Origin of the sequence: Streptomyces sp. TG1A-8 (assembly GCF_030499535.1) — a bacterium.
Lineage (GTDB): Bacteria > Actinomycetota > Actinomycetes > Streptomycetales > Streptomycetaceae > Streptomyces.
Genome location: NZ_JASTLB010000001.1, coordinates 4,860,569 through 4,881,730, shown reverse-complemented (window position 1 = coordinate 4,881,730; position 21,162 = coordinate 4,860,569). Strand labels below are relative to the sequence as shown.

Here is a 21,162-nt window from a genome sequence, read left to right as displayed (position 1 = left end):
TGCTGAGGGCAGCGTTCCCCGCGGGAAACAGCGGTGATGCGGCCGGGTAATGTCCACGCAGCACGCTCGGTCGCATGACCTTGGACACGCGTGTGGTGGTGATCGGCGCCGGCCTCGCGGGCATACGGCTCGCCCGGCGGCTCGCGGAGCTGGGCACGCCCGCCCTGCTCGTCGGCGAGGAGGAGCACCGGCCGTACAACCGGGTCCTGCTCGCCGAGGTGCTGGCCGGGCGGTACGCCCCGGAGGTGATCGCCCTGCCGGCGCCCGCCGGGCTGGTCCGGGGCCGGGTCACCGGCATCGACCGGGCCGCGCGGACCGTCACGCTGGCCGACGGCCCGCCGATCGGCTACGGAACGCTGGTCCTGGCCACCGGCTCCAATCCCGTGCTGCCGCCGCTGCGCGGCCTGTTCGCCTCCGGGCACCGGCTCCCCGAGGGCGTGCACGCGTTCCGCACGATGGACGACTGCCTGGGCCTGTCCAAGGCGGTGCGCCCGGGCGTGCGGGCGGTCGTCGTCGGCGGTGGCCTGCTCGGGGTGTCCGCGGCCCGCGCGCTGGCCGCGCGCGGCGCGCAGGTGGTCCTCGCCCAGCAGTCCGAGCGGCTCATGGAGCGCCAGCTCGACCCGGACGCCTCCCGGCTGGTGCTGCGGCACCTGACGTCGCTCGGCGTGGAGGTGCACACCGAGTGCCGGGTGCGGGACGTGCGCTGCCCCGGCGGGGCGGTCCGCTCGGTGGAGCTGGCCGACGGCTACGCCCTGGACGCCGACCTCGTGGTCCTCTCCTGCGGGGTGCGTCCGCGCACCGGCCTCGCCGAGCGGGCCGGCCTCGCCGTCGGCCGGGGCGTCCTGGTCGACGACGCACTGCGCACCAGCGACCCGCACGTCCGCGCCATCGGCGACTGCGCCGAGCACAACGGCACGGTCTACGGCCTCGCCGCCCCCGCGCTCGACCAGGCGGACGTCCTCGCCGCGCTGCTCACCGGCGGCACCGCCGCCCGCTACACCGGCACCCGTTCCCTGACCCGGCTGACCCTGGCCGGCCCGGACTCCCCCTTCGACCTCGCCGCGTTCGGGGAGACCGAGGCCCGGCCCGGCGACGACGTCGTGCGGCTCGCCGACGCCACCCGGGGCACCTACCGCAAGGTCGTCGTCCGCGACGACCGCCTGGTCGGCGGGGTCCTCGTCGGCGAACTCGGCACCGTCGGCGCCCTGGCCCGCGCCTGGGAGGGGGCGGAGCCGCTGCCCGGCGACGGCCCCCCGCTGCACCTGCTCACCCACCACGGAGGCTCCTGATGTCCACGACCGCACCCGCCGGGGACCGGCCCCGCCCCACGATCGTGCTCGTCGGCCACGGCATGGTCGGCCAGCGCTTCCTCGAAGCGCTCGCCCGGCGCGGCCTGACCGCCACGCACCGCGTGGTCGTGCTGTGCGAGGAGCCGCGTCCGGCCTACGACCGCGTCCAGCTCACCTCGTACTTCTCCGGCCGGACCCCGGGGGACCTGTCCCTGACGGACCCCGCGTTCCTCGCGGAGCACGGCATCGAGCTGCACCTCGGCGACCCGGCGGTGGGCGTCGACCGGGCGGCCCGCCGGGTCACCGCGCGCTCGGGGCTCACCGTCGGCTACGACGTCCTCGTGCTGGCGACCGGCTCCTACCCGTTCGTGCCGCCGGTGCCGGGCCGGGACGCCGAGGGCTGCTTCGTCTACCGGACCATCGAGGACCTGCTCGCCATCGAGGAGTACGCGACGTCACGGGCCCGGGTGGGCGCGGTCGTCGGCGGCGGCCTGCTGGGCCTGGAGGCCGCCGGTGCCCTCAAGGGCCTCGGACTGGCCACCCACATCGTGGAGTTCGCGCCGCGCCTGATGCCGGCGCAGGTGGACGGGGGCGGTGGCGCGGCGCTGCTGCGGACCGTGGAGGGCATGGGCCTGCGCGTCCACACCGGTACGGGAACGCAGGAGATCGTCACCGGCGCCGACGGGGCCGTCACCGGCATGAGGCTGTCCGACGGGTCCGAACTCGCGGTGGACATGGTGGTGTTCAGCGCCGGCGTCCGCCCGCGCGACCAGTTGGCCCGCGACTGCGGTCTCACGGTCGGCGAGCGCGGCGGCATCACCGTCGACGAGCAGTGCCGCACCGTCGGCGACCCGCACGTGTTCGCGATCGGCGAGTGCGCGCTGGCGGCGGACGGCCGGGTGTACGGCCTGGTCGCCCCCGGCTACGAGCAGGCGGAGACCGCGGCGGCCACCATCGCCGCCGACGAGGCGTCCTTCACCGGCGCCGACCTCTCCACCAAGCTGAAGCTGCTCGGCGTCGACGTGGCCTCCTTCGGCGACGCGCACGGCACCGCCGAGGGCTGCCTGGACGTCGTCTACTCCGACTCCCGCGCGGGCCTGTACAAGAAGCTGGTCATCGCCCGGGACGGCACGCTGCTCGGCGGCGTCCTGGTCGGTGACGCGGAGCAGTACGGCACCCTGCGCGCGCTCACCGGCTCGGTGCCGCCCGTCGCACCGGAGTCGCTGGTGCTGCCGGCCGGGGCCGGCCCGGGCGAACGGCTGGGCCCGGCCGCGCTGCCGGACGACGCCGTCGTCTGCTCCTGCCACAACGTCAGCAAGGGCACGGTCCGCGGCGCGGTGACGGAGCACCGGTGCACCACCGTGCCCGAGGTGAAGAAGTGCACCAAGGCCGGCACCGGCTGCGGGAGCTGCGTCAAGGTGCTGGAACAGCTCGTCACCGCCGAGCTGGAGGCCGGCGGCGTCGAGGTCGACAGGGGCCTGTGCGGCTGCTTCTCCCAGACCCGCGAGGAGCTGTACGAGATCGTCCTCGCCCTGCGCGTCACCTCGTACCGGGAACTGCTGGACCACCACGGCCGCGAGGGCGCCCGGGGCGGCGACGGCTGCGAGACCTGCAAGCCGGCCGTCGCCTCGATCATCGCCTCCCTCGCCCCGGCGATCGGCGCGAGCGGCTACGTGCTGGACGGCGAGCAGGCGGCCCTGCAGGACACCAACGACCACTTCCTCGCCAACCTGCAGAGGAACGGCTCGTACTCGGTCGTGCCGCGCATCCCCGGCGGGGAGATCGCGCCGGAGAAGCTGATCGTCATCGGGGAGATCGCCCGGGACTTCGGGCTCTACACGAAGATCACCGGCGGTCAGCGGATCGACATGTTCGGCGCCCGGGTGGAGCAGCTGCCGCTGATCTGGGCGCGGCTGGTGGACGCCGGCTTCGAGTCCGGGCACGCCTACGGCAAGGCGCTGCGCACGGTGAAGTCGTGCGTGGGGCGGACCTGGTGCCGCTACGGCGTCCAGGACTCCGTGCGCATGGCGATCGACCTGGAGCTGCGCTACCGGGGGCTCAGGTCCCCGCACAAGCTCAAGTCGGGGGTCTCCGGCTGCGCCCGCGAGTGCGCGGAGGCCCGGTCGAAGGACTTCGGCGTGATCGCCACCTCCCAGGGCTGGAACCTGTACGTCGGCGGCAACGGCGGCGCCACCCCGCGCCACGCCGACCTGCTGGCGCAGGACCTGTCCGACGCGGAACTGGTCCGGCTGATCGACCGGTTCCTGATGTTCTACATCCGCACCGCCGACCGCCTGGAGCGCACCTCGGCGTGGCTGGAGCGGATCCCGGGCGGCCTGGACCACGTGCGGGACGTGGTGGTGCACGACTCGCTCGGCATCTGCGACGAACTGGAGCGGCTCATGCGGGCGCACGTCTCCCACTACCGGGACGAGTGGGCGCAGACCGTCGAGGACCCCGAGCGGCTGGCCCGGTTCATGTCCTTCGTCAACGCCCCGGACACCCCCGACCCGGTCGTCGCCTTCGTCCCCGAGCGCGACCAGATCAAGCCCGACCTGCCGCTGCTGTCCCTCGGCTCGCGGCCCGCCGACGACGTTTTGGAAGGAAGCGCCCCGTGATGACCCAGACCCTTGAGACGACCAACCTGAAGGTGGAACTCCGGCTGGCGGACGACTGGCTGCCGGTGTGCGGGGCCGGCGCGCTGCTGCCGGGCCGCGGGGTGGCCGCCCTGCTGCCGGACGGCCGTCAGGTGGCGCTCTTCCGCGACCGGACGGGCCGTCTGTACGGCATCGACAACCGCGATCCGTTCAGCGGTGCGGCGGTCCTGTCCCGCGGTCTGATCGGCACCCACCGGGGCCGCCCGTTCGTGGCGTCCCCGCTGCTGAAGCAGCGCTTCGACCTGGAGACCGGGCAGTGCCTGGACGACCCGTCGGTGCGGGTGGCGGCCTACCGGGTGCGCGCGCGGTAGCGGGCACGCGCCCCCCGGGCCCGGCCGGCGCCGGACCCGGGGTCCTTCGTCCGGATCCTGCCGGCCCGCGGGCCGGCAGGATCCGGACGAAGGACCCTAGTCGATCCCCGAGCGCTCCACCCCCGCCACGATCCACCGCTGGAAGCACAGGAACACCACCAGCAGCGGCAGGATCGACACGGCCGCCGCCACGAACAGTTCGTGCAGCCGGACCACCTGGGAGGTGGTGAAGGAGGACAGCGCCACCTGCACGGTCCAGGCGCTGCGGTCCTGCCCGATGACCAGCGGCCACAGGAAGGAGTTCCAGGCGCCGAGGAAGACGATCGTGCCGACGGCCGCGAACACCGGCCGCGCGTTGGGCACGACGACCCGCCAGTACGTCCGCCAGGGGCCGAGCCCGTCTACCTGTGCCGCGTCCTCCAGCTCCCGGGGGAAACCGAGGAAGTACTGCCGGAACACGAAGCAGGCGAAGGCCGGGAAGAGGGTCGGCACGATCAGCCCGCGCAGCGTGGAGATCCAGCCCAGCGACGACACCAGCACGAAGCTGGGCACGAAGGTGACGGCGGCCGGGACCAGCAGGGTGCCCAGGACGCCGTAGAAGACCTTGGCCGCGTGCCGGTAGGGGATGCGGGCGAGGCCGTAGCCGGCCAGGGAGGACAGCAGCAGGGTGCCCAGGGTGGTCGCGACGGCGATCAGCGCCGAGTTGAGCAGGGAGCGGGCGAAGGGGACGGACGGGTCGTCGAACAGCTCCCGGACGTTCCCCCACCGCACCTGGCGGGGGAAGAAGGTCCACTCGGGCGAGGTGATGTCCTGCTCGCCGGCCAGGCCGTTGCGGACCAGCAGGTAGAAGGGGACGAGGAAGAGCAGGGCGAGCGCGATCAGCAGCACCAGCCGCAGTGCCCGCCCGGCCCGCACCAGGGCGTCATCCATCGGTGTCCGTCCTTCCCAGGCGCAGCCAGCGGGCCTGGCCCACCGTGACGGCGGCGATGACCAGGGCGAGGATCACCGCGCCCGCACTGCCGAGGCCGAGGTCCTGCCCCTGCCCGAGGGCCGTGTAGTAGAGGTAGACCAGCGGTGGCCGGGCGTAGGGCGGGTAGCCCCGCGCGTCCGACAGCAGGTTGTAGAACTCGTCGAAGGCCTGGAAGGCGTTGACGACGAGCAGCAGCAGCACCGCGACCGAGGTGGCGCGCAGCTGCGGCAGCGTGATGTGCCGCAGCACGCTCCAGCCGGGCCGGGCCCCGTCCACGGCGGCCGCCTCGTACAGCACCGGGTCGATCCGCTGGAGCCCGGCGAGGAACAGGATCATGTAGAAGCCCGCCTGGAGCCACAGCCGTACGGTGACGACGACCAGCCAGTACCAGGGCGGGTCGGTGGTGGACAGCCAGGCGACGGGATCGCCGCCGAACCACCCCAGCACGGTGTTCACCAACCCGAACCGCACGCCGCTGAAGAGGGACATCTTCCAGATCAGGGCGGCGACGACGTAACTGCACGCGGCGGGCAGGAAGAACACCGACCGGAAGAAGGCCCGGGCGCGCCCGACGCGGTTGACCATCAGGGCGAGGGCGAGGGAGGACAGGTGGGTGAGGGGCACGATGAACGCGGTGAAGACGAGGAAGGTCCGCAGACTGTCGACGAACGCGTCGTCCCCCAGCATCGCCGCGTAGTTGTCCAGGCCGGTGAAGCGCGTGGGCGTGACCGTGTTGTGCGCGTCGAAGAAGCTGAGCGCCACGCTCCACAGCAGCGGAACGTAGGTGAACACGGCGAGTCCGAGGGCGAAGGGCCCGACGAAGACCCAGAACCACAGGGCGTCGCGCCGGGTCCTGGCCGTCGCGCGGCTCACGGCTTCTTCTTCACGCGGTCGAGTTCGGCCGACACCTTCCGTACGACCGACCGGAGTTCGCCGTCCGGGTGCGCGCCGCTCCTGATGATCCGGCTGAGCGCGTCCTGGTAGGCGGTCTGGCTCGCCGGGGTCCACAGCAGCGGCTGGGCGTAACCGTGATCGGTGGTGAAGCGGACGGCGTCGGCGGCCGGGCCCGACTTCAGCTTGGCCGCCTTCTTCGCCAGCGAGATCCGGGCGGGGATGTGGAAGCCGTAGGAGAGGGCGAAGTCCTCCTGGTAGTCGGTGCGTTCGACCCACAGCCACTTCACGTACTCCATGGCGGCCCGTTTGTGCCTGCTGCGGGCGCTGACGGCGGCGCCGTAGGCGCCCACGGGGACCGAGGGCCGGCCGCCGGGCCCGTCCTTCGGGAAGGGCAGCACCCCGAAGTCGTCCCCGAGTTCCTCGCGCACCCGCGGCAGCGCCCACAGGCCCGACCACTGCATCGCCGTCAGGCCCTGCAGGAGGGCGGACGGGTCGGACCAGTCGGCGGGGGCGCCGAGGAGGAGCGAGCCGTCGGTGTACAGCCGGCGCAGCTTGCCGAGCGTGCGGGCGGCGGCGGGGTCGTCGAAGCCGACCTTGCTGTCGTCGGTGACGAGCCGGAGTCCGGCCGCCTGGAGGGGGGTCCCGCCCAGCGCCCCGGCTCCGCCGTCGTTGCCGAGGAAGAGCCCCTTGACCCTGCCGCCGGTGAGCCTGCGGGCGGCGTCGACCAGGGCGTCCAGGGTGGTGGGCGGTTCGACCCCCGCCTCCCGCAGCATGCTCTTGCGGTAGTACAGCAGCTGCGTGTCGATGACCTGCGGGATGCCCCAGACCCTCCCGTCGTACGTCTTCGGGGTGAGCACGGCGGGATTGAAGTCGTCCCTGACCCCGTCCAGCAGGCCGGTGAGGTCGGCGACCTGGCCGCCCTGGATCTGGTCGAGGGTCGGGCTGCCCTCGAACACGTCCGGCCCGGAGCCGGTGAGCAGGGCGGCGGCGGTTTGCTGGTCGTAGTTGCCGGGCCGCCACTGCACCTCGACGTCCGCCTCGCGGTAGGCGGCGGCGTACCGCTCGACGGCCTGCTCGGTGCCGGCCTCGCCGTACTGGTGGTACCACTGCGACAGCCCGGGTCCGGAGCCGTCGCCGCGCCCGGTGTTAGACCCGCATGCCGTGAGCAGCCCGGCGCCCGCGCCGGCCGCCAGCAGCGCCCTGCGGCTGATCGTCATCTGTACCCCCTGGCGTTCGTCATCGATGCACGGCCCAACGATCAACCATGCACCGTGATTACGAAAGGGGTGTTGCGGCCGTGTGTGGCCCGCACCGCCGGCGGGCGCGCGAAGGGGCGGCACCCCCGCACAGGGTGTACGGCTGACCCCCCTACCTGGGAAGTCAGCCGTTCCTCATGCCTTCAGGGCACTCTCAGGGCACATCGTTCAGGGCAGCTTCCATCATGTCGGCGGTCCGGTCCGCCTCCGCCTCCCACAGATGCGTGTAGACGTTCAGCGTGATCGATGGCTTGGCGTGGCCGAGACGCATCTGAACCTGCTTCGGCGTCGCCCCGTTCTTGATCAGCACGGAGGCGTAGAAGTGGCGCAGGTCGTGAAGCGTGGTGCCCGCGGGGACGCGTACCTTGCTGCCGGATTTCGCCAAGTAGGCGTTCGCCCGCTTGATGTTACGGGCCCACACCTTCGCCCAGCTGCCGCGCCGGATCGCTCCGCCCGTCTCGCTCGTGTACAGCAGCCGAGCATGCCGCCACACTGGCTTACGCGGGTTCGTCCGGTCCTCGATGTGCACGACCCTGGGCGGGAAAGCCTTCCGGTGTAGCTCGATCTCGTTGACGACAGACTGTCCTTGAGGCACTGCTCTGTAACTCTGCTTGGTCTTCAGCTCGCCCAGGTACGGCACACCCTTGTCGGGGCCGATCAACTGCTGCTTGACCGCGACGATCCCGGCCGGCTCCTCGTCTTCCAGGCCGAACAGCTCGCCTTGGCGGAGTCCGGTGGAAGCCGCCTGCCGCACCAGCGCCCGATACCGGGGGGACGTTGTGGCGATCAGCGCCTTCACCGCCTCCGGGTCGAGCGGGTGAATCTCCGGATAGAACACTTCAGGCGGCTTAAGACCGTGTCCTATGTGGTGATGGCTCGTTGAGCTGCGTATGGGGCGGGGTACGTGGAGTTGGATTGTTCCGGACGGGCTGTGGGAGATCGCGAGGCCGCTGATCCCGCCGTCAAAGGTGCGGCCGCAGGGTGGCGGGACGCAGGACACGCCTGATGAGACGCTGTTTGCCGCGATCATCTATGTGCTGGTCAGCGGCTGCGCCTGGCGGGCACTGCCACCGTGCTTCGGTATATCGAAGTCCACTGCGCATCGCCGTTTCGTGATCTGGTCGCGGGCCGGTGTGTGGGGCCGGCTCCATGAGGAGATCCTGCGCCGGCTCGACGACACGGACCTCCTCGATCTTTCCCGTGTCGTCCTCGACTCCGCCCACGTGAGGGCTAAAAAGGGGCGAACACACAGGTCCGAGTCCCGTGGACCGGGGCAAGCCGGGTTCCAAGATGCACATCCTGTCGGACGCGAAGGGACTGCCCCTTCTCGTCGGCATCTCCGCGGCCAACGTCCACGACAGCCAGGCCCTGAAGCCCATGGTGCTCGGTCACCTAACGAGACACGACCCGCACAACGGCCGGTACTTCAAGCCCCAGCGCCTGCATGCCGACAAGGCATACGACGTCCCTGAGCTGCGGAAATGGGTACGCGGCAAGCGCATCGGCGTCCGCATCGCCCGCAAGGGCATCGAGTCCAGCGAACGGCTGGGCCGGCGTCGTTGGGTGATCGAACGGACCATGTCCTGGCTGACCGGCTACCGTCGGCTCAACCACCGCTACGAACGCAATCCCCGCAACTACCTGGCCTTTCTGGGGCTTGCCGCAGTCCTCTGCTGCTACAAGCGACTCCTCAAGCCCACCACATAGGACATAGTCTTAGGCAGCCACTTTGGCGCGAGCCTCGCAGATCATGGCCCCAACGTCGTGCTTTACGGGGCAGGTCCACAGACTGCCCGACGCGCCGCAAGCTTACGGGGCCATGATCACTCGCGCCAAAGCAGCTCCAGCCCAAAGCCGCTCCACCGCCCGCGATGGCCCGATCAGGTTTGCGCTCGCACCTGAGCCGAGACGGGCACAGGAAGCACTGAAAGAACCGGGAACTCCGCCTGCGCCAGCTGATAAACCGGAACCCCGGAAAGGGACGTTACGGTAACCAGCAGCGTGAAGTCCACCGGCGCTGCACCCCGAGTGAGGATGCCACCAGCCCGCGTCAAATACTCGATATCCAGCCTAGGAAGCCAGAGGCTCTTCGCTCGGAGACGGTCCTGCCCCTGCATAACCGTCTCCCACTTCCCCCCACGTCGCCTTCTGGCCTCAGATTCTTTGGGCCCTTTCCCTTGAGAACGGGACACTGGATTCTTGCTGCGGATCCAGCCGTCAGCCTCCAACTCCGCTACCCGCTCCGGTTCATCACGAATATTGACTTTCACGGCACCTGATGAGCCTTCCGGATCACGAAAGGAGTAGATTGCCGCATGCGGCCTGAGCGTGAACTCAAGCCCAGATTCCGTATACTCCACCGCCTCAGTCGGATCTGTGGGTGACGCATAGGCGAGCGTCCACCTAACTTTCACCATCCCTCTGTCGAGACCTTCTGGTACCGGAAGCTGGAATCCCAGGACCTGGTCCCGCTCAACGGACGCCTGGTACATGACAGTGACTTCATTACTGTCACACCAAAGTGCGGAAGCATGGTCGCTAATAAGCCGTCCATGCCCTGTACTCACGTCCGGGTCAGCATGCGATTCTGCGAAATGAACGGCAAATGCTTTCAGTGCTGAAGCGCTTGCCCGGTCCCCGAGCTCACCAGACAACACAGCCAGCTCGTGCGAAACCAGAGGCGCTGCGTAACTTGTCCCGCAGTCGTATGAAATCCTTCCGTCGGCCCTTAGCCGAGCGAATGGCAGCTGGTCGTCGCCTCCGAACGCCACGACCGTCGGCTGTATCAGGGCTCCAGGTCGGCCTGGACCCACGCAACTATAGGGTGCACGTGTCCACAATGCCTCAGGATAGGGGCGATCACACGCTCCGACACTAAGCCCATTAACCATATCAGCCGGAACCATTATTCGGTTATCGCTGGCTTCACCGTTATTCCCAACGGCGGTCACGAAAAGAATGTCCCGCTCATAGGCCAGGCTATCGAGGACAGCCGTCCAGCGGTGCGGCTCTCCATCGTCTACGGACACTTCCGGGCCGAGGCTAAGATTCACAATCATAGCGTCGTTTTCCGCTACCGTTTTCTGAATCTGATCCAGAAGCCAGTAAAGTTCTGTTCCGTCCTCGGCTGGTCCCGGAATGCACCTGTAATGAGTGGCTCTGACCGGCGGCTTCGACAATTTCTCCCCCGGTTGCACATTCCCGTAAAGGACCGCCCCCGTAACAGCACTGCCATGCTCGATGCAGCCGTATTCGGGATTTTCACTTGTCAAATGCACTTGCTGAGCAGAACCAGCGAAGTAGTCGCCATCCTCATCTATTCCGGCATCAAATATAAGCACCTCGGGCGCAGTCGCGTCTGCGGCTGGAGGCGCCGGCCGTCCTACCCGCGGCGCTGACCGGAGCGGCGATGTAGGCACAGGACGAATCCGCGGCATACGCCGAATCGAACGAAGGGGATTGAAAGCAGCAGCCTGCTCCGCTTGTCCCTCGGGCAACAGCACAGGGACGAACGTCAACCCTCCAACTACATCGCGACGCGTAGCCGCTACTTCCCCACCCAGACTCGCGATGTATTCTTCAAACTTATGGAAAAGTCGATTATTCATCGGCTGACGGCCCGACCCAGGATTATCGGGGTCAGGGTGAAGGACCGCCTCATAGACCACACGATCACGGCCTGAAGCACCGTCGTCTACCCGGGAATCCCGCAGAACTTCCTCGCGACGCGGCAGGTTAATCTGCGAGAACTGACGCAGTTCCTCTGCAGCCGCCTTTTCGACACGGTTCAGGTCGCCGCCCTCAAGCATATGGGCCAAGCGACTCAGGCTAGCATCGTCGCCAGCGACGATCAGCGATTTAGTGGGAACATCGGGTGTGGTGCCAGTGCGAAGTGTTAAGTCCCCCGTAGCCGGGCGAGACCCGAGGGGAGTGAGACCTAGCAGCCTTACAAGACGGTCCGGGAAGTAACTGTTAGCCAGAAAGTTTGGCAACAGAGTGGCCTCGAAGACTACATGTTCAGCCCGCAGTAACGGATCAATCTGCACTGCAGAGTCACGGAGTGATCGTGCTTGGGGACCAAGAATTTCCCTGGTCTCTTCCATGGAGAATGGATAGAACTTATTTCCCCCTCCTGAAACTCGATCAATCATTTCGGACATCTGCTCGCCTCCGACGAGTATTCGCCCGCCTGTCTTCCGATTCATTATTCCCCCCCGGGAAATTACCTACGTGTCGTTATTTTTCCTGCGACGCCAAGGCTCGACTCACTGTCGGGTGACTTACACCGAGAATGCTGGCGATCTTTCGTTGCGAGTAACCGAGTGATTGATAGGCAAGACGGATGATCTGAGATCGAGTTTCTGAATCCGACTTCGACTGTTCACGAAGCGTGACCATCGCGTATTCTACGATCCGCTCTGAGAACTTCTCCAGGTTCCCGTCTTGAATGATCACTTCACGAGCCAGGCCACTCACGAACTTGACGATATCGGAATGCGACTTTCCTTCAGTTGCGAGCGCTAGCAAAGAAATACAATCTGCGCCAACACCCGCAGCGACTACTACGGGAATTTGAGCTAGCAAATTTTTCCGCTGCTCACATTCAGGCATAGGCATCTCGACTTTTACATCGAAGCGTCTTGCGATAGCGGCATCAACCAGCTCTAGGTGATTTGTGGCAGCGACCAAAAAGCTTCCAGCAGGCCACCGATCGAGTTCCAACAGCAAGACGTTAACCAACCGTTTTAGTTCGCCAACGTCCGTGTTGTCGTCTCGCCGTTTCGCGAGAGCGTCAAACTCGTCTATAAATAGAACGCACTCTGTTTGTGATGCGTAATCAAGTACCGCTCTCAAGTTGCGCCCAGTCCGCCCCAAGTAACTCGACATTACGGCGGCCAGGTCCACGATAAGAAGCGGCTGCTTCATTTGCTCAGCGATGTACGCAGCAGTCATGGACTTACCCACCCCTGGGGGGCCACTCAAGAGAAGGCTGCGAGATGGCTGCAGGCCAACTTCGATGAGACGCTCGCGTAGGGGGCGCTCAGCGACAATTCTGTCGACTTGAGCCCTGCAAGTCTCGTCAAGCACAGGCCCTGAACTTGTAGGCGGCTCACCCAAGCGAAGCAACGTTTGGTTAGTTTCTGGGTCTCTCGGCAAATCGGAGGCCGCCGACGGCCTCCAGTCAGTGTTAGGTACCGCGCCTCCACGGAGAGGAGAGCGCCCCGGCAGAGCTGTGAGCAAAGCCCTCAGCTCTGCCCGGAGAGCGACTGCATGACCTGTGACTGTTGGAGGCTTCCGCACCCACCGTCGGCATAGTTCCTGCGCGGCCCGCTCGTCTGCCTTCAGCGCAGCCGACATCAGCTCAAGCAGTGCGTGTTCAGTGTCGCTCAGGCCCGACCAGCTGCCATCCTCCGGCTTACTCATGCCGCGTAGGTTACCAACTAGTTCACGCCTCTGACCAGGCCACATGCGTCAACTGGTACATGCAGTTCACTCTTGACGCCTACATGAACCACCGAGTCATCGCTGGTCAGCGAGTCCAGCGCGCTCTGACCTCGAAGGTCGAGTCAGCCTTGACTTTGCCCACCAAGGGGACACCCCCCTCCCCACTGAGGGATACCCCGAACTTGACCTCCAACTCGTTCGGGGCAGTGTTGGCGAAGCGCTCGCGAATCGCCGCTGACACGTCTTCGCAAGTTTGAACGATGGCATCTCCCACTTGGCGCAGGCCGGTCAAGGCCTGCTCTGGCGTCCCTCGTCCTCGAAGAATCTTTGATTGCTCGGCGAGGGGGGTGACCTCAACCAGGAACTCCGACTCGCTACCGTCGATTTTGACCGCTTTGTACATATCCGCCCCCATGTGGCTGATCAATTGCAGCTCGATGATCTCGCACTGAGAGTCTTCATCGGAGGGATGAGTCAAAACATCCTATGGGTTTGGCCGATTATCGCGCAATGACCGAAAGATGCTGCTGTCACCGGCACTTATGCCCTGGCAGCGGCTCCAAGGAGCACTAGCGCAGAGCGCGACATCAGCACATGGCGGCATGAGGTCACGGCATGCCCTACTCGAGTGCCGGCACAGACTGCAGGACCACACCGCCAAGCTGGCAACAGAAGGCGTCGATATCCACCGCTGACATCAAAGACGTCGGACAGAGGCGTACCTCAACGCATCTGATCGGCTGCCGCGCCGGTCGACGATAGCTCCCGGAGCAGGCCCGGATCGAAGTCCGAAAGCGGTGGTCGGCGACGCCCCCTTCGGTGGCAGGCGGTACGCCTACTCGAAAGTCGGAGCGGCTGCCACCAGCATGCTGCTGATCGAACCTGTGTCGGCAGCGGCGCTAGTGGGATCGATGCTTGATTCCTCCGCGACCGTCGTGGCCCAGCAATCCCCCCAAGTGGCTGCCCAGTCGCCGGCCAGGTCGCTGTCGGGATCGAGATCCTCGGGCTTGCCCGTGATTCCGTAGGCATCGAGGAGCCGTCGCTCCACGCCGAACGGCTCGCCCATGGCGAACTCCGGGTACTCACTGATCCAGCGCCTGAGAATCCGTCCGCCTTCGGCGATCAGCCACGCCTCTCCGTCGTTCTGTTGACTGTGGAAGAAGAGTTGGGCCTTACCGAAGACCGCGCTCAAATCTCGGCACAGGCTGGTGACGTGCGCCGTCTGCTGGGTATACGGCAGGCCGAAGTACGGTCCGACGACCAGGGTCCACCCCTGCATGGGCGGCGTGACTACGACGGTGGAGAACGGCTCATCCCCGTCGTGCGCCACCTCGTCGATGAGTGCCACACCCTCGGCCCAGCTCGTCTCCTGTACCTCCGTCAAGCCGAGGGCCTTCACTACCTCCGCCTGATCGACAGTCTCGACCGCAAGCCATGAAAGCCAACAGGCGCGTATGAGCGGTGCGGAATCAGATGTCCCCATGGCCTGCATCGTAGAGACGTAGACGTTCGCCGACCTGAGGCCGTCTCTGGGCTTCTGCGGTGGTTGCTGTACAGCAGCGGAGTACAGCAACCACCGCAACCGCAACCGACCACCAAAGGCCGTCGAAGACCCCACGACCTGGGTGCTGGACCGCAATGACCGTCCAGCCGGTAGTTCGGGACGAAGAGGTCATGCCGCCCAGGCCAGCCGTAGGGTGAGGGCGTGCGAAACGACCGACATGACGAGCCTCTCTCCGACGAGGAACTGGAACTCTTCTTGCAGTACCTCCATCGCTTCGCCAACCACGACGTCGATCAGTTCGTACTCATGGAGGTAGGCGACCCCGATTACCCGTGCTACCTCGACCTGTCCCGGGCTCCGGCACCCGGAACCGACCCTGCCGTCTACCATCGCCCGTAGCCCGAACCAGGCGGGGGTACCTGACATCAACAGCGCCGGACGCCAGCAACCTCGGGCAGTCGTAGGCATCAGCTCGAGCTTCGCCTCAACCGACTGCTGAAGACGTCGGACAGAACTCCTAAAGCGGTGCTCATCTGCCCGCCATCTAGGGGATGCCAATCGGTGCGGGACCCCTTTGGCGACGGCTCGTGACGGGACTCAGCCCCATACGGAGGGCACAACGAGGGCACAACGGCATCACGCAGGTTCAACGGCAGCCAACGCCAGCAAACGGCGTTTTACCTGTTCAGCGACGTAGCTTGACAGTCTCCGCAGACGATGCGCGAAGGGGCGGCACCCCCGCACAGGGTGCCGCCCCTCCTTCTGGGCGCCGCAGCCGCCGCCGATCGGTCTGAGGGTCGGGGACCGGCGACGGCTCCGGGGTCCGGGCGGGCGGGCGGCGTCGGCGCCGCCCGGGGTCAGCGGTGGTCGCTGCCCGCCGACTGGGTGGCCGCGCGGCCCGCTTCCAGGCGGGCGACCGGGATGCGGAACGGGGAGCAGGAGACGTAGTCCAGGCCGACCTGGTGGAAGAAGTGGACGGACTCCGGGTCGCCGCCGTGCTCGCCGCAGACGCCGAGCTTCAGGTCGGGGCGGGTCTGCCGGCCGGCCCGGACGGCGGACTTCACCAGGGAGCCGACGCCGTCCTTGTCGATGGTCTCGAACGGGGAGACGCCGAAGATGCCCTTCTCCAGGTAGGCGGTGAAGAAGGACGCCTCGACGTCGTCGCGGCTGAAGCCCCACACCGTCTGGGTCAGGTCGTTGGTGCCGAAGGAGAAGAACTCGGCCGCCTCCGCGATCTGTCCCGCCGTGAGCGCGGCGCGCGGCAGCTCGATCATCGTGCCGATCGCCAGTTTCAGCTCGGTGCCGGTGGCCGCCTGCACCTCGGCGACCACCCGGTCGGCCTCCTCGCGGACGATCTCCAGCTCCTGCACCGTGCCAACGAGCGGGATCATGATCTCCGCGCGGGGGTCGCCCTTGGCCGCCCTGCGTTCGGCCGCCGCCTCCGCGATCGCGCGGACCTGCATGGTGAACAGGCCGGGGATGACCAGGCCGAGGCGTACCCCGCGCAGGCCGAGCATCGGGTTCTGCTCGTGCAGCCGGTGGACCGCCTGCAGCAGCCGCAGGTCGTTCTCGTGCGGCTCCTGGCGGGACTCGGCGAGCGCCACGCGGACGGAGAGCTCCGTGATGTCGGGGAGGAACTCGTGCAGCGGCGGGTCCAGCAGCCGGACCGTCACCGGCAGGCCGTCCATCGCCTCGAACAGCTCCACGAAGTCCTTCTTCTGGAGCGGCAGCAGCTCCGCGAGGGCGGTCCGGCGCTCCTCCTCGGTGTCCGCGAGGATCAGCTTCTCCACCATCTCCCGGCGTTCGCCGAGGAACATGTGCTCCGTGCGGCACAGGCCGATCCCCTGAGCGCCGAAGCGCCGGGCCCGCAGCGCGTCCTCGGCGTTGTCGGCGTTGGCGCGCACGCGCAGGCGTCGCTTGCGGTCGGCGAAGGCCATCATGCGGTGCACGGCCTCGACCAGTTCGTCGGCGTCGTCGGCGCCCGGGTGCATCCGGCCCTCGAAGTACTCCACGACCGGGGAGGGCACGACCGGGACCTCGCCCAGGTACACCTTGCCGGAGGAGCCGTCGATGGAGACCACGTCGCCCTCCTCGACCACGTGACCGCCCGGCACCGTCATCCGGCGGCGCTTGGTGTCGACCTCCAGCTCCTCGGCGCCGCAGACGCAGGTCTTGCCCATGCCGCGCGCGACGACGGCCGCGTGGGAGGTCTTGCCGCCGCGCGAGGTCAGGATGCCCTCGGCGGCGATCATGCCGTCCAGGTCGTCGGGGTTGGTCTCGCGGCGGATCAGGATGACCCTCTCGCCGGAGCGGGACCACTTCACGGCGGTGTACGAGTCGAAGACCGCCTTGCCGACCGCCGCGCCCGGCGAGGCCGCGATGCCGCGCGCGACCTGGGCGACCTTGGTCTGCTCGTCGAAGCGCGGGAACATCAGCTGCGCGAGCTGGGCGCCGGTGACCCGCTGGAGTGCCTCGGTCTCGTCGATCAGGCCCTGGTCCACCAACTGGGTGGCGATGCGGAAGGCGGCGCCCGCGGTGCGCTTGCCGACGCGGGTCTGGAGCATCCACAGCTTGCCGCGCTCGATGGTGAACTCGATGTCGCAGAGGTCCTTGTAGTGGTTCTCCAGGGTCTCCATGATGCGCATGAGCTGGTCGTAGGACTTCTTGTCGATGTTCTCCAACTCCGCGAGCGGCACGGTGTTGCGGATGCCCGCCACCACGTCCTCGCCCTGGGCGTTCTGCAGGTAGTCGCCGTAGACGCCCTGGTGCCCGGAGGCGGGGTCGCGGGTGAACGCCACGCCCGTGCCGGAGTCGGGGCCGAGGTTGCCGAAGACCATGGAGCAGACGTTGACGGCCGTGCCGAGGTCGTGCGGGATGCGTTCCTGGCGGCGGTACAGCTTGGCGCGGTCGCCGTTCCAGGAGTCGAAGACCGCCTTGATGGCGAGGTCCATCTGCTCGCGCGGGTCCTGCGGGAAGTCCCGGCCGGCCTCGTCCTTGACGATCTTCTTGAACGTGGTGACGAGCTTCTTCAGGTCGGCCGCTTCGAGGTCCGTGTCGACGCCGACCTTCTTGGCCGCCTTGGCCGCCTCCAGGGCCTCCTCGAAGAGGTCGCCGTCGACACCGAGGACGGTCTTGCCGAACATCTGGATGAGGCGGCGGTAGGAGTCCCAGGCGAACCGCTCGTCACCGGCCTGCCGGGCCAGGCCCTGCACCGACGCGTCGGACAGGCCGATGTTCAGGACGGTGTCCATCATGCCGGGCATGGAGAACTTCGCGCCGGAGCGGACGGAGACCAGGAGGGGGTTGTCGGGGCGGCCGAGTTCCTTGCCCATCTTCTGCTCGAGGGCGTCGAGGTGCGCACTCACCTCGTCACGCAGTGCCGCGGGCTCCTCGCCGCTGTCCAGGTAGACCTTGCAGGCCTGCGTGGTGATGGTGAAGCCGGGAGGGACCGGGAGTCCCAGGTTGGTCATCTCGGCCAGGTTGGCACCCTTGCCACCGAGGAGATCCTTGAGGTCCTTGTTGCCCTCGGTGAAGTCGTAAACGAACTTCGCTGCGTGGGGTTCTTTGTTTTCCGACACGGGTCTCGACTCCTTGAGGCCGCGGTGGCTGCCCTGACGGCGAGGAACATACCCAGATCGAAGGCGCCTGAGTACGTCCACTTGGTGGTCGTGCTCCTGTAACCGGCCATCCGCCAGCGGATCGAAAGTCCAGGCGGGACGGACGGCGGCACCCCGCCGTGTTCACTTCTTGAAGGTCTTCGCGCCCACCAGTGCCGATTTCCGCTCTGATGAGCGGGAAGTGGGACATCCGATTTCGATCGATGAACGATCAAGGGGTGGCACCCAGTGCCACCCCTTGGAGAAGTGCAGCCGCTCATGATCCGCTCGTATGAGCGCAGCCCTTATCAAGGGTGGCGAGAATCACGCTGCCACACGGTGTCCGGTTCCACCATGCGGACGCGGACGGCGCACCCGGCGGCACACCCCCTCGTCACACGCCCAGCGCCAGGAGGCGCTCCTCCACCCGCTCCGGTGCGTACAGGTGCTCCACGACCAGCGCCCCGGCACCGATGAGCGCGGCCCGCTCGCCGAGCCGCGAGGTGACCACGTCCAGGCGGGCCGTGGAACGCGGCAGCGCCCGCTGGTACAGCAGCTCCCGCACCCCGGTCAGGAAGGGCGTGCCGGCCAGGTCCCCGGCGATCATCAGCACGCCCGGGTTGAGCAGGGTCACCACCGTCGCCAGGACGTCGCCGACCGCGCGTCCGGCCTCCCGGGCCAGCGCGGCGGCCTGCGGGTGCCCCGAGGCCAGCAGGTCCCGCACGTCCGAGCCGGACGCGGCCGGCACCCCGGCCTCCGCGAGCCGCCGGGCCACGGCACCGCCGCTGGCGACGGCCGCGAGGCAGCCGCGCGAACCGCACCGGCACAGCGCCTCCGTGCCCACCCGGATGTGCCCGATGTCCCCGGCACCGCCGTCCACGCCCCGGTAGACCGAGCCGTCCACCACGACGCCGGCGCCGATCCCGGTGGACACCTTGACCAGCACGAAGGCCGAGCAGTCGGGGTGCCCGGTGCGCTGTTCGCCGTACGCCATGAGGTTGGCGTCGTTGTCGACCAGGACCGGCACGGCGGGCGCGCCCGTGTGCTCGGTGAGGGCGCGGGAGAGGCGGCCCCCCATGTCGTAGCCGTCCCAGCCGGGCATCATCGGCGGCTGCACCACCCGGCCGGTCCCGCCGTCCACCGGACCCGGCACCGCGAGCCCGATCCCGCAGACCTCCGCCGCCGCGGCCCCGGCCTTCCCCAGCACCTCGCCGAACCAGCGCCCGAGCTCGCCGAGCACCGCCTCCGGCCCGTCCTCGACCAGCAGGGTGCCGGCGTGCTCGGCGAGGACCTCCCCGGTCAGGGTGAGGACGGCGGCGCGGGCGTGCCGGGTGTCGAGGTCGGCGGCGAGGACCACCGCGTGCGAGTCGTCGAACTCCAGGGTGATGGACGGGCGGCCGCCGAGCGGGGAGCCGACCGGGCCGCCGGCGCCCTCGCGCAGCCAGCCGGCGCGGAACAGCCGGTCGAGCCGCTGGCCGACGGTGGCGCGGGACAGCCCGGTGGCCCGCTGCAGCGCACCGCGCGTCACGGCCCGTCCGCTGCGCACCAGTTCGAGCAGATCGCCGGCGCTCGCCCGGCTCCCGCCCCTCCCGGTCCTGTCGGGCCGTCCGGTCACGCGCACCCCCTTGTGCTTCCCGGTCCTGCGTCACATATTGAGTTCTGCGCATTCAGCAGGCACAACCCCATGGTAGTCACAACAGAACCAGTCGGCCGGACGTCTTCGGGGAGCCCCCAGTGGATCGCACCGCCCAGCTCAGCGCCCGTGCGACGGAGGGCGGGACCGCATGCGGTCCCCCGTCCCCGGCCACGTCGCTGCACGTCCGGGCCGCCCGGGTGCTGGCGGCCAACTGGACCGGCGCCTCCACGGTCCCCTCCCGCAGCCTGTACCCGCACCAGTGGTCGTGGGACTCGGCGTTCATCGCGATCGGCCTGAGGCACCTGTCGCCGCTGCGGGCGCAGACCGAGCTGGAGACCCTGTTCGGCGCCCAGTGGGCCGACGGCCGCGTCCCGCACATCGTCTTCAACCCCTCCGTGCCGCTCGACGCCTACTTCCCGAGCCCCGACTTCTGGCGCTCCTCGGCCGCGGGGCGCGCCGCGGGCGCCCCACGCACCGTACAGACGTCCGGCATCGTGCAGCCACCGGTGCACGCCCTGGCGGCCTGGCTGGTGCACCGCGCCGACCCCGGGCTCTCGCGGGCACGGGGCTTCCTGGACCGGTTGTACCCACGGCTGGCCGCCTGGCACCGGTACCTGCTGCACCGGCGGGACCTGGGCGGGGGCGGCCTGGTGTCCGTGGTGCACCCCTGGGAACAGGGCATGGACAACAGCCCCTGCTGGGACGCCCCACTCGCCCGCGTCACCCCGGCCCCGGCCCGCTCCTTCCGCCGCGCCGACCTCGCCCACGGCGCGCCCGGGGACCGGCCGACGGACCTGGACTACGGGCGGTACGTGCGGCTGGCCGCCGACTACCGCGACGCCGGCTACGCCGACGGGGGCGGGCGGTTCGCCGTGGAGGACCCGGCGTTCAACGCCCTGCTGATCGCCTCCGAGCACGCGCTGGCGCGGATCGCCGGGGAACTGGGCGCGGCGGGCACGGCCCGCCGCGCGCGCGCCGAACGGCTGACGGCGGCGCTGGTGGAGCGCCTGTGGGACCCGGTGCGCGGCATCTTCCTGTGCCGGGACCTGCGGGGCGGGGGGCCGATCGGCGTGAGGAGCGTCTCCGGGCTGGTCCCCCTGCTGCTGCCCGGCCTGCCGGCCGGGATCGCCGCCGCCCTCGTCCGCACCCTGCGCGGGCCCCACTTCGGGCTCGGCGGCACCACCCGGCTCGTGCCCAGCCACGACCTGCTCGGCGAGGCCTTCGACCCGCGCCGCTACTGGCGCGGCCCGGCCTGGTTCAACACGAACTGGCTGCTGGAGCGCGGGCTGCGGGCGCACGGCGAGCGGACGGCGGCCGACGCGCTGCGGGAGGAGTCCCTGCGCGCCGCCGGCGCCACCGCCTTCGCCGAGTACGTCGACCCGTACACCGGCGAGGCCTGCGGCGCGACCGGTTTCGGCTGGACCGCCGCGCTGGCGCTCGACCTGCTGCACCAGCCGCTGGAGGCCGGCGCCTCCCCCACGGCCGCCGGCACGTTCCACCGGGACGGCAGGGGATGACGGGCGACGGCGAGTCACCCCGAGCCGCGTCAAGCCACGTCAAGCCACGTCAAGCCACGTCAAGCCACGGTCGGGCCGGGCAAGGGA

General features: G+C 68.6%; 15 protein-coding genes. 5 read left to right on the top strand and 10 right to left on the bottom strand.

What is annotated here, in order from left to right; translation table 11 throughout:
- Positions 1-74: 74 nt before the first annotated feature.
- From QQY24_RS21350 to nirD, 3 genes are read left to right on the top strand one after another with little or no spacing between them, the layout of a single operon-like run.
- A complete protein-coding gene (locus tag QQY24_RS21350) occupies positions 75-1,289 on the top strand; it encodes an NAD(P)/FAD-dependent oxidoreductase (RefSeq protein ID WP_301974311.1) in 1,215 nt (404 codons plus the stop codon).
- Positions 1,289-3,907, top strand: a complete 2,619-nt coding sequence (gene nirB / locus QQY24_RS21345; RefSeq protein WP_301974310.1) for a nitrite reductase large subunit NirB — start codon at positions 1,289-1,291, stop codon at positions 3,905-3,907. The genes QQY24_RS21350 and nirB overlap by 1 nt, the downstream gene beginning before the upstream one ends.
- Positions 3,907-4,257 carry a nitrite reductase small subunit NirD gene (gene nirD / locus QQY24_RS21340; RefSeq protein WP_301974309.1) on the top strand — a complete coding sequence of 117 codons (351 nt, stop codon included), beginning with the start codon at positions 3,907-3,909 and terminating at the stop codon, positions 4,255-4,257. The genes nirB and nirD overlap by 1 nt, the downstream gene beginning before the upstream one ends.
- Before the next feature lie 96 nt (positions 4,258-4,353).
- On the opposite strand, the gene QQY24_RS21335 is transcribed toward nirD, so the two are convergent.
- From QQY24_RS21335 to QQY24_RS21320, 4 genes are all read right to left on the bottom strand, one after another.
- Positions 4,354-5,187 carry a carbohydrate ABC transporter permease gene (locus QQY24_RS21335; protein WP_301974308.1) on the bottom strand — a complete coding sequence of 278 codons (834 nt, stop codon included), beginning with the start codon at positions 5,185-5,187 and terminating at the stop codon, positions 4,354-4,356.
- Entirely contained in the window at positions 5,180-6,100 is a 921-nt protein-coding gene (locus QQY24_RS21330; RefSeq protein ID WP_301974307.1) for a carbohydrate ABC transporter permease, read from the bottom strand. The genes QQY24_RS21335 and QQY24_RS21330 overlap by 8 nt, the downstream gene beginning before the upstream one ends.
- Positions 6,097-7,338 carry an ABC transporter substrate-binding protein gene (locus QQY24_RS21325; protein ID WP_301974306.1) on the bottom strand — a complete coding sequence of 414 codons (1,242 nt, stop codon included), beginning with the start codon at positions 7,336-7,338 and terminating at the stop codon, positions 6,097-6,099. Before QQY24_RS21325 ends, QQY24_RS21330 begins: the two co-directional genes overlap by 4 nt.
- Positions 7,339-7,531: 193 nt before the next feature.
- Entirely contained in the window at positions 7,532-8,215 is a 684-nt protein-coding gene (locus QQY24_RS21320) for a site-specific integrase (protein ID WP_301974305.1), read from the bottom strand.
- A 52-nt stretch (positions 8,216-8,267) separates the two neighbouring features.
- Between QQY24_RS21320 and QQY24_RS21315 the strand changes: the two genes are divergently transcribed.
- Positions 8,268-9,084, top strand: a protein-coding gene (locus QQY24_RS21315) for an IS5 family transposase (RefSeq protein ID WP_301970800.1) whose coding sequence is annotated in 2 segments (ribosomal slippage) — positions 8,268-8,617 and positions 8,616-9,084 — 819 coding nt in all. Because the reading frame shifts where the segments join, the coding sequence is not laid out codon by codon here.
- A 173-nt stretch (positions 9,085-9,257) separates the two neighbouring features.
- Here QQY24_RS21315 and QQY24_RS21310 read toward each other — a convergent pair.
- The 6 genes from QQY24_RS21310 to QQY24_RS21285 all read right to left on the bottom strand — a co-directional run bounded on the left by QQY24_RS21310 (position 9,258) and on the right by QQY24_RS21285 (position 19,537).
- Positions 9,258-11,186: a S8 family peptidase gene (locus QQY24_RS21310; RefSeq protein ID WP_301976316.1), complete on the bottom strand. Its 1,929-nt coding sequence runs from the start codon at positions 11,184-11,186 to the stop codon at positions 9,258-9,260.
- 427 nt (positions 11,187-11,613) lie between these two features.
- The gene (locus QQY24_RS21305; protein ID WP_301976315.1) at positions 11,614-12,735 is read right to left on the bottom strand and encodes an AAA family ATPase; all 1,122 of its coding nucleotides are present in this window, start codon (positions 12,733-12,735) and stop codon (positions 11,614-11,616) included.
- A gap of 172 nt (positions 12,736-12,907) precedes the next feature.
- Positions 12,908-13,300 (bottom strand): CU044_2847 family protein, encoded by a 393-nt coding sequence (locus QQY24_RS21300; protein WP_301974304.1) that lies wholly within the window; start codon positions 13,298-13,300, stop codon positions 12,908-12,910.
- A 357-nt stretch (positions 13,301-13,657) separates the two neighbouring features.
- A complete protein-coding gene (locus tag QQY24_RS21295; protein ID WP_301974303.1) occupies positions 13,658-14,305 on the bottom strand; it encodes a hypothetical protein in 648 nt (215 codons plus the stop codon).
- An 878-nt stretch (positions 14,306-15,183) separates the two neighbouring features.
- The gene (gene ppdK, locus QQY24_RS21290) at positions 15,184-17,904 is read right to left on the bottom strand and encodes a pyruvate, phosphate dikinase (protein WP_301974302.1); all 2,721 of its coding nucleotides are present in this window, start codon (positions 17,902-17,904) and stop codon (positions 15,184-15,186) included.
- A 412-nt stretch (positions 17,905-18,316) separates the two neighbouring features.
- Positions 18,317-19,537, bottom strand: coding sequence for an ROK family transcriptional regulator (locus QQY24_RS21285; protein ID WP_301974301.1), 1,221 nt, complete (start codon positions 19,535-19,537; stop codon positions 18,317-18,319).
- Positions 19,538-19,656: 119 nt separating this feature from the next.
- Here QQY24_RS21285 and QQY24_RS21280 point away from each other — a divergent pair, with 119 nt between their 5' ends.
- On the top strand, positions 19,657-21,075 hold the full coding sequence (locus QQY24_RS21280) for a hypothetical protein (protein ID WP_301974300.1): 1,419 nt from the start codon (positions 19,657-19,659) through the stop codon (positions 21,073-21,075).
- Positions 21,076-21,162 lie beyond the last annotated feature (87 nt).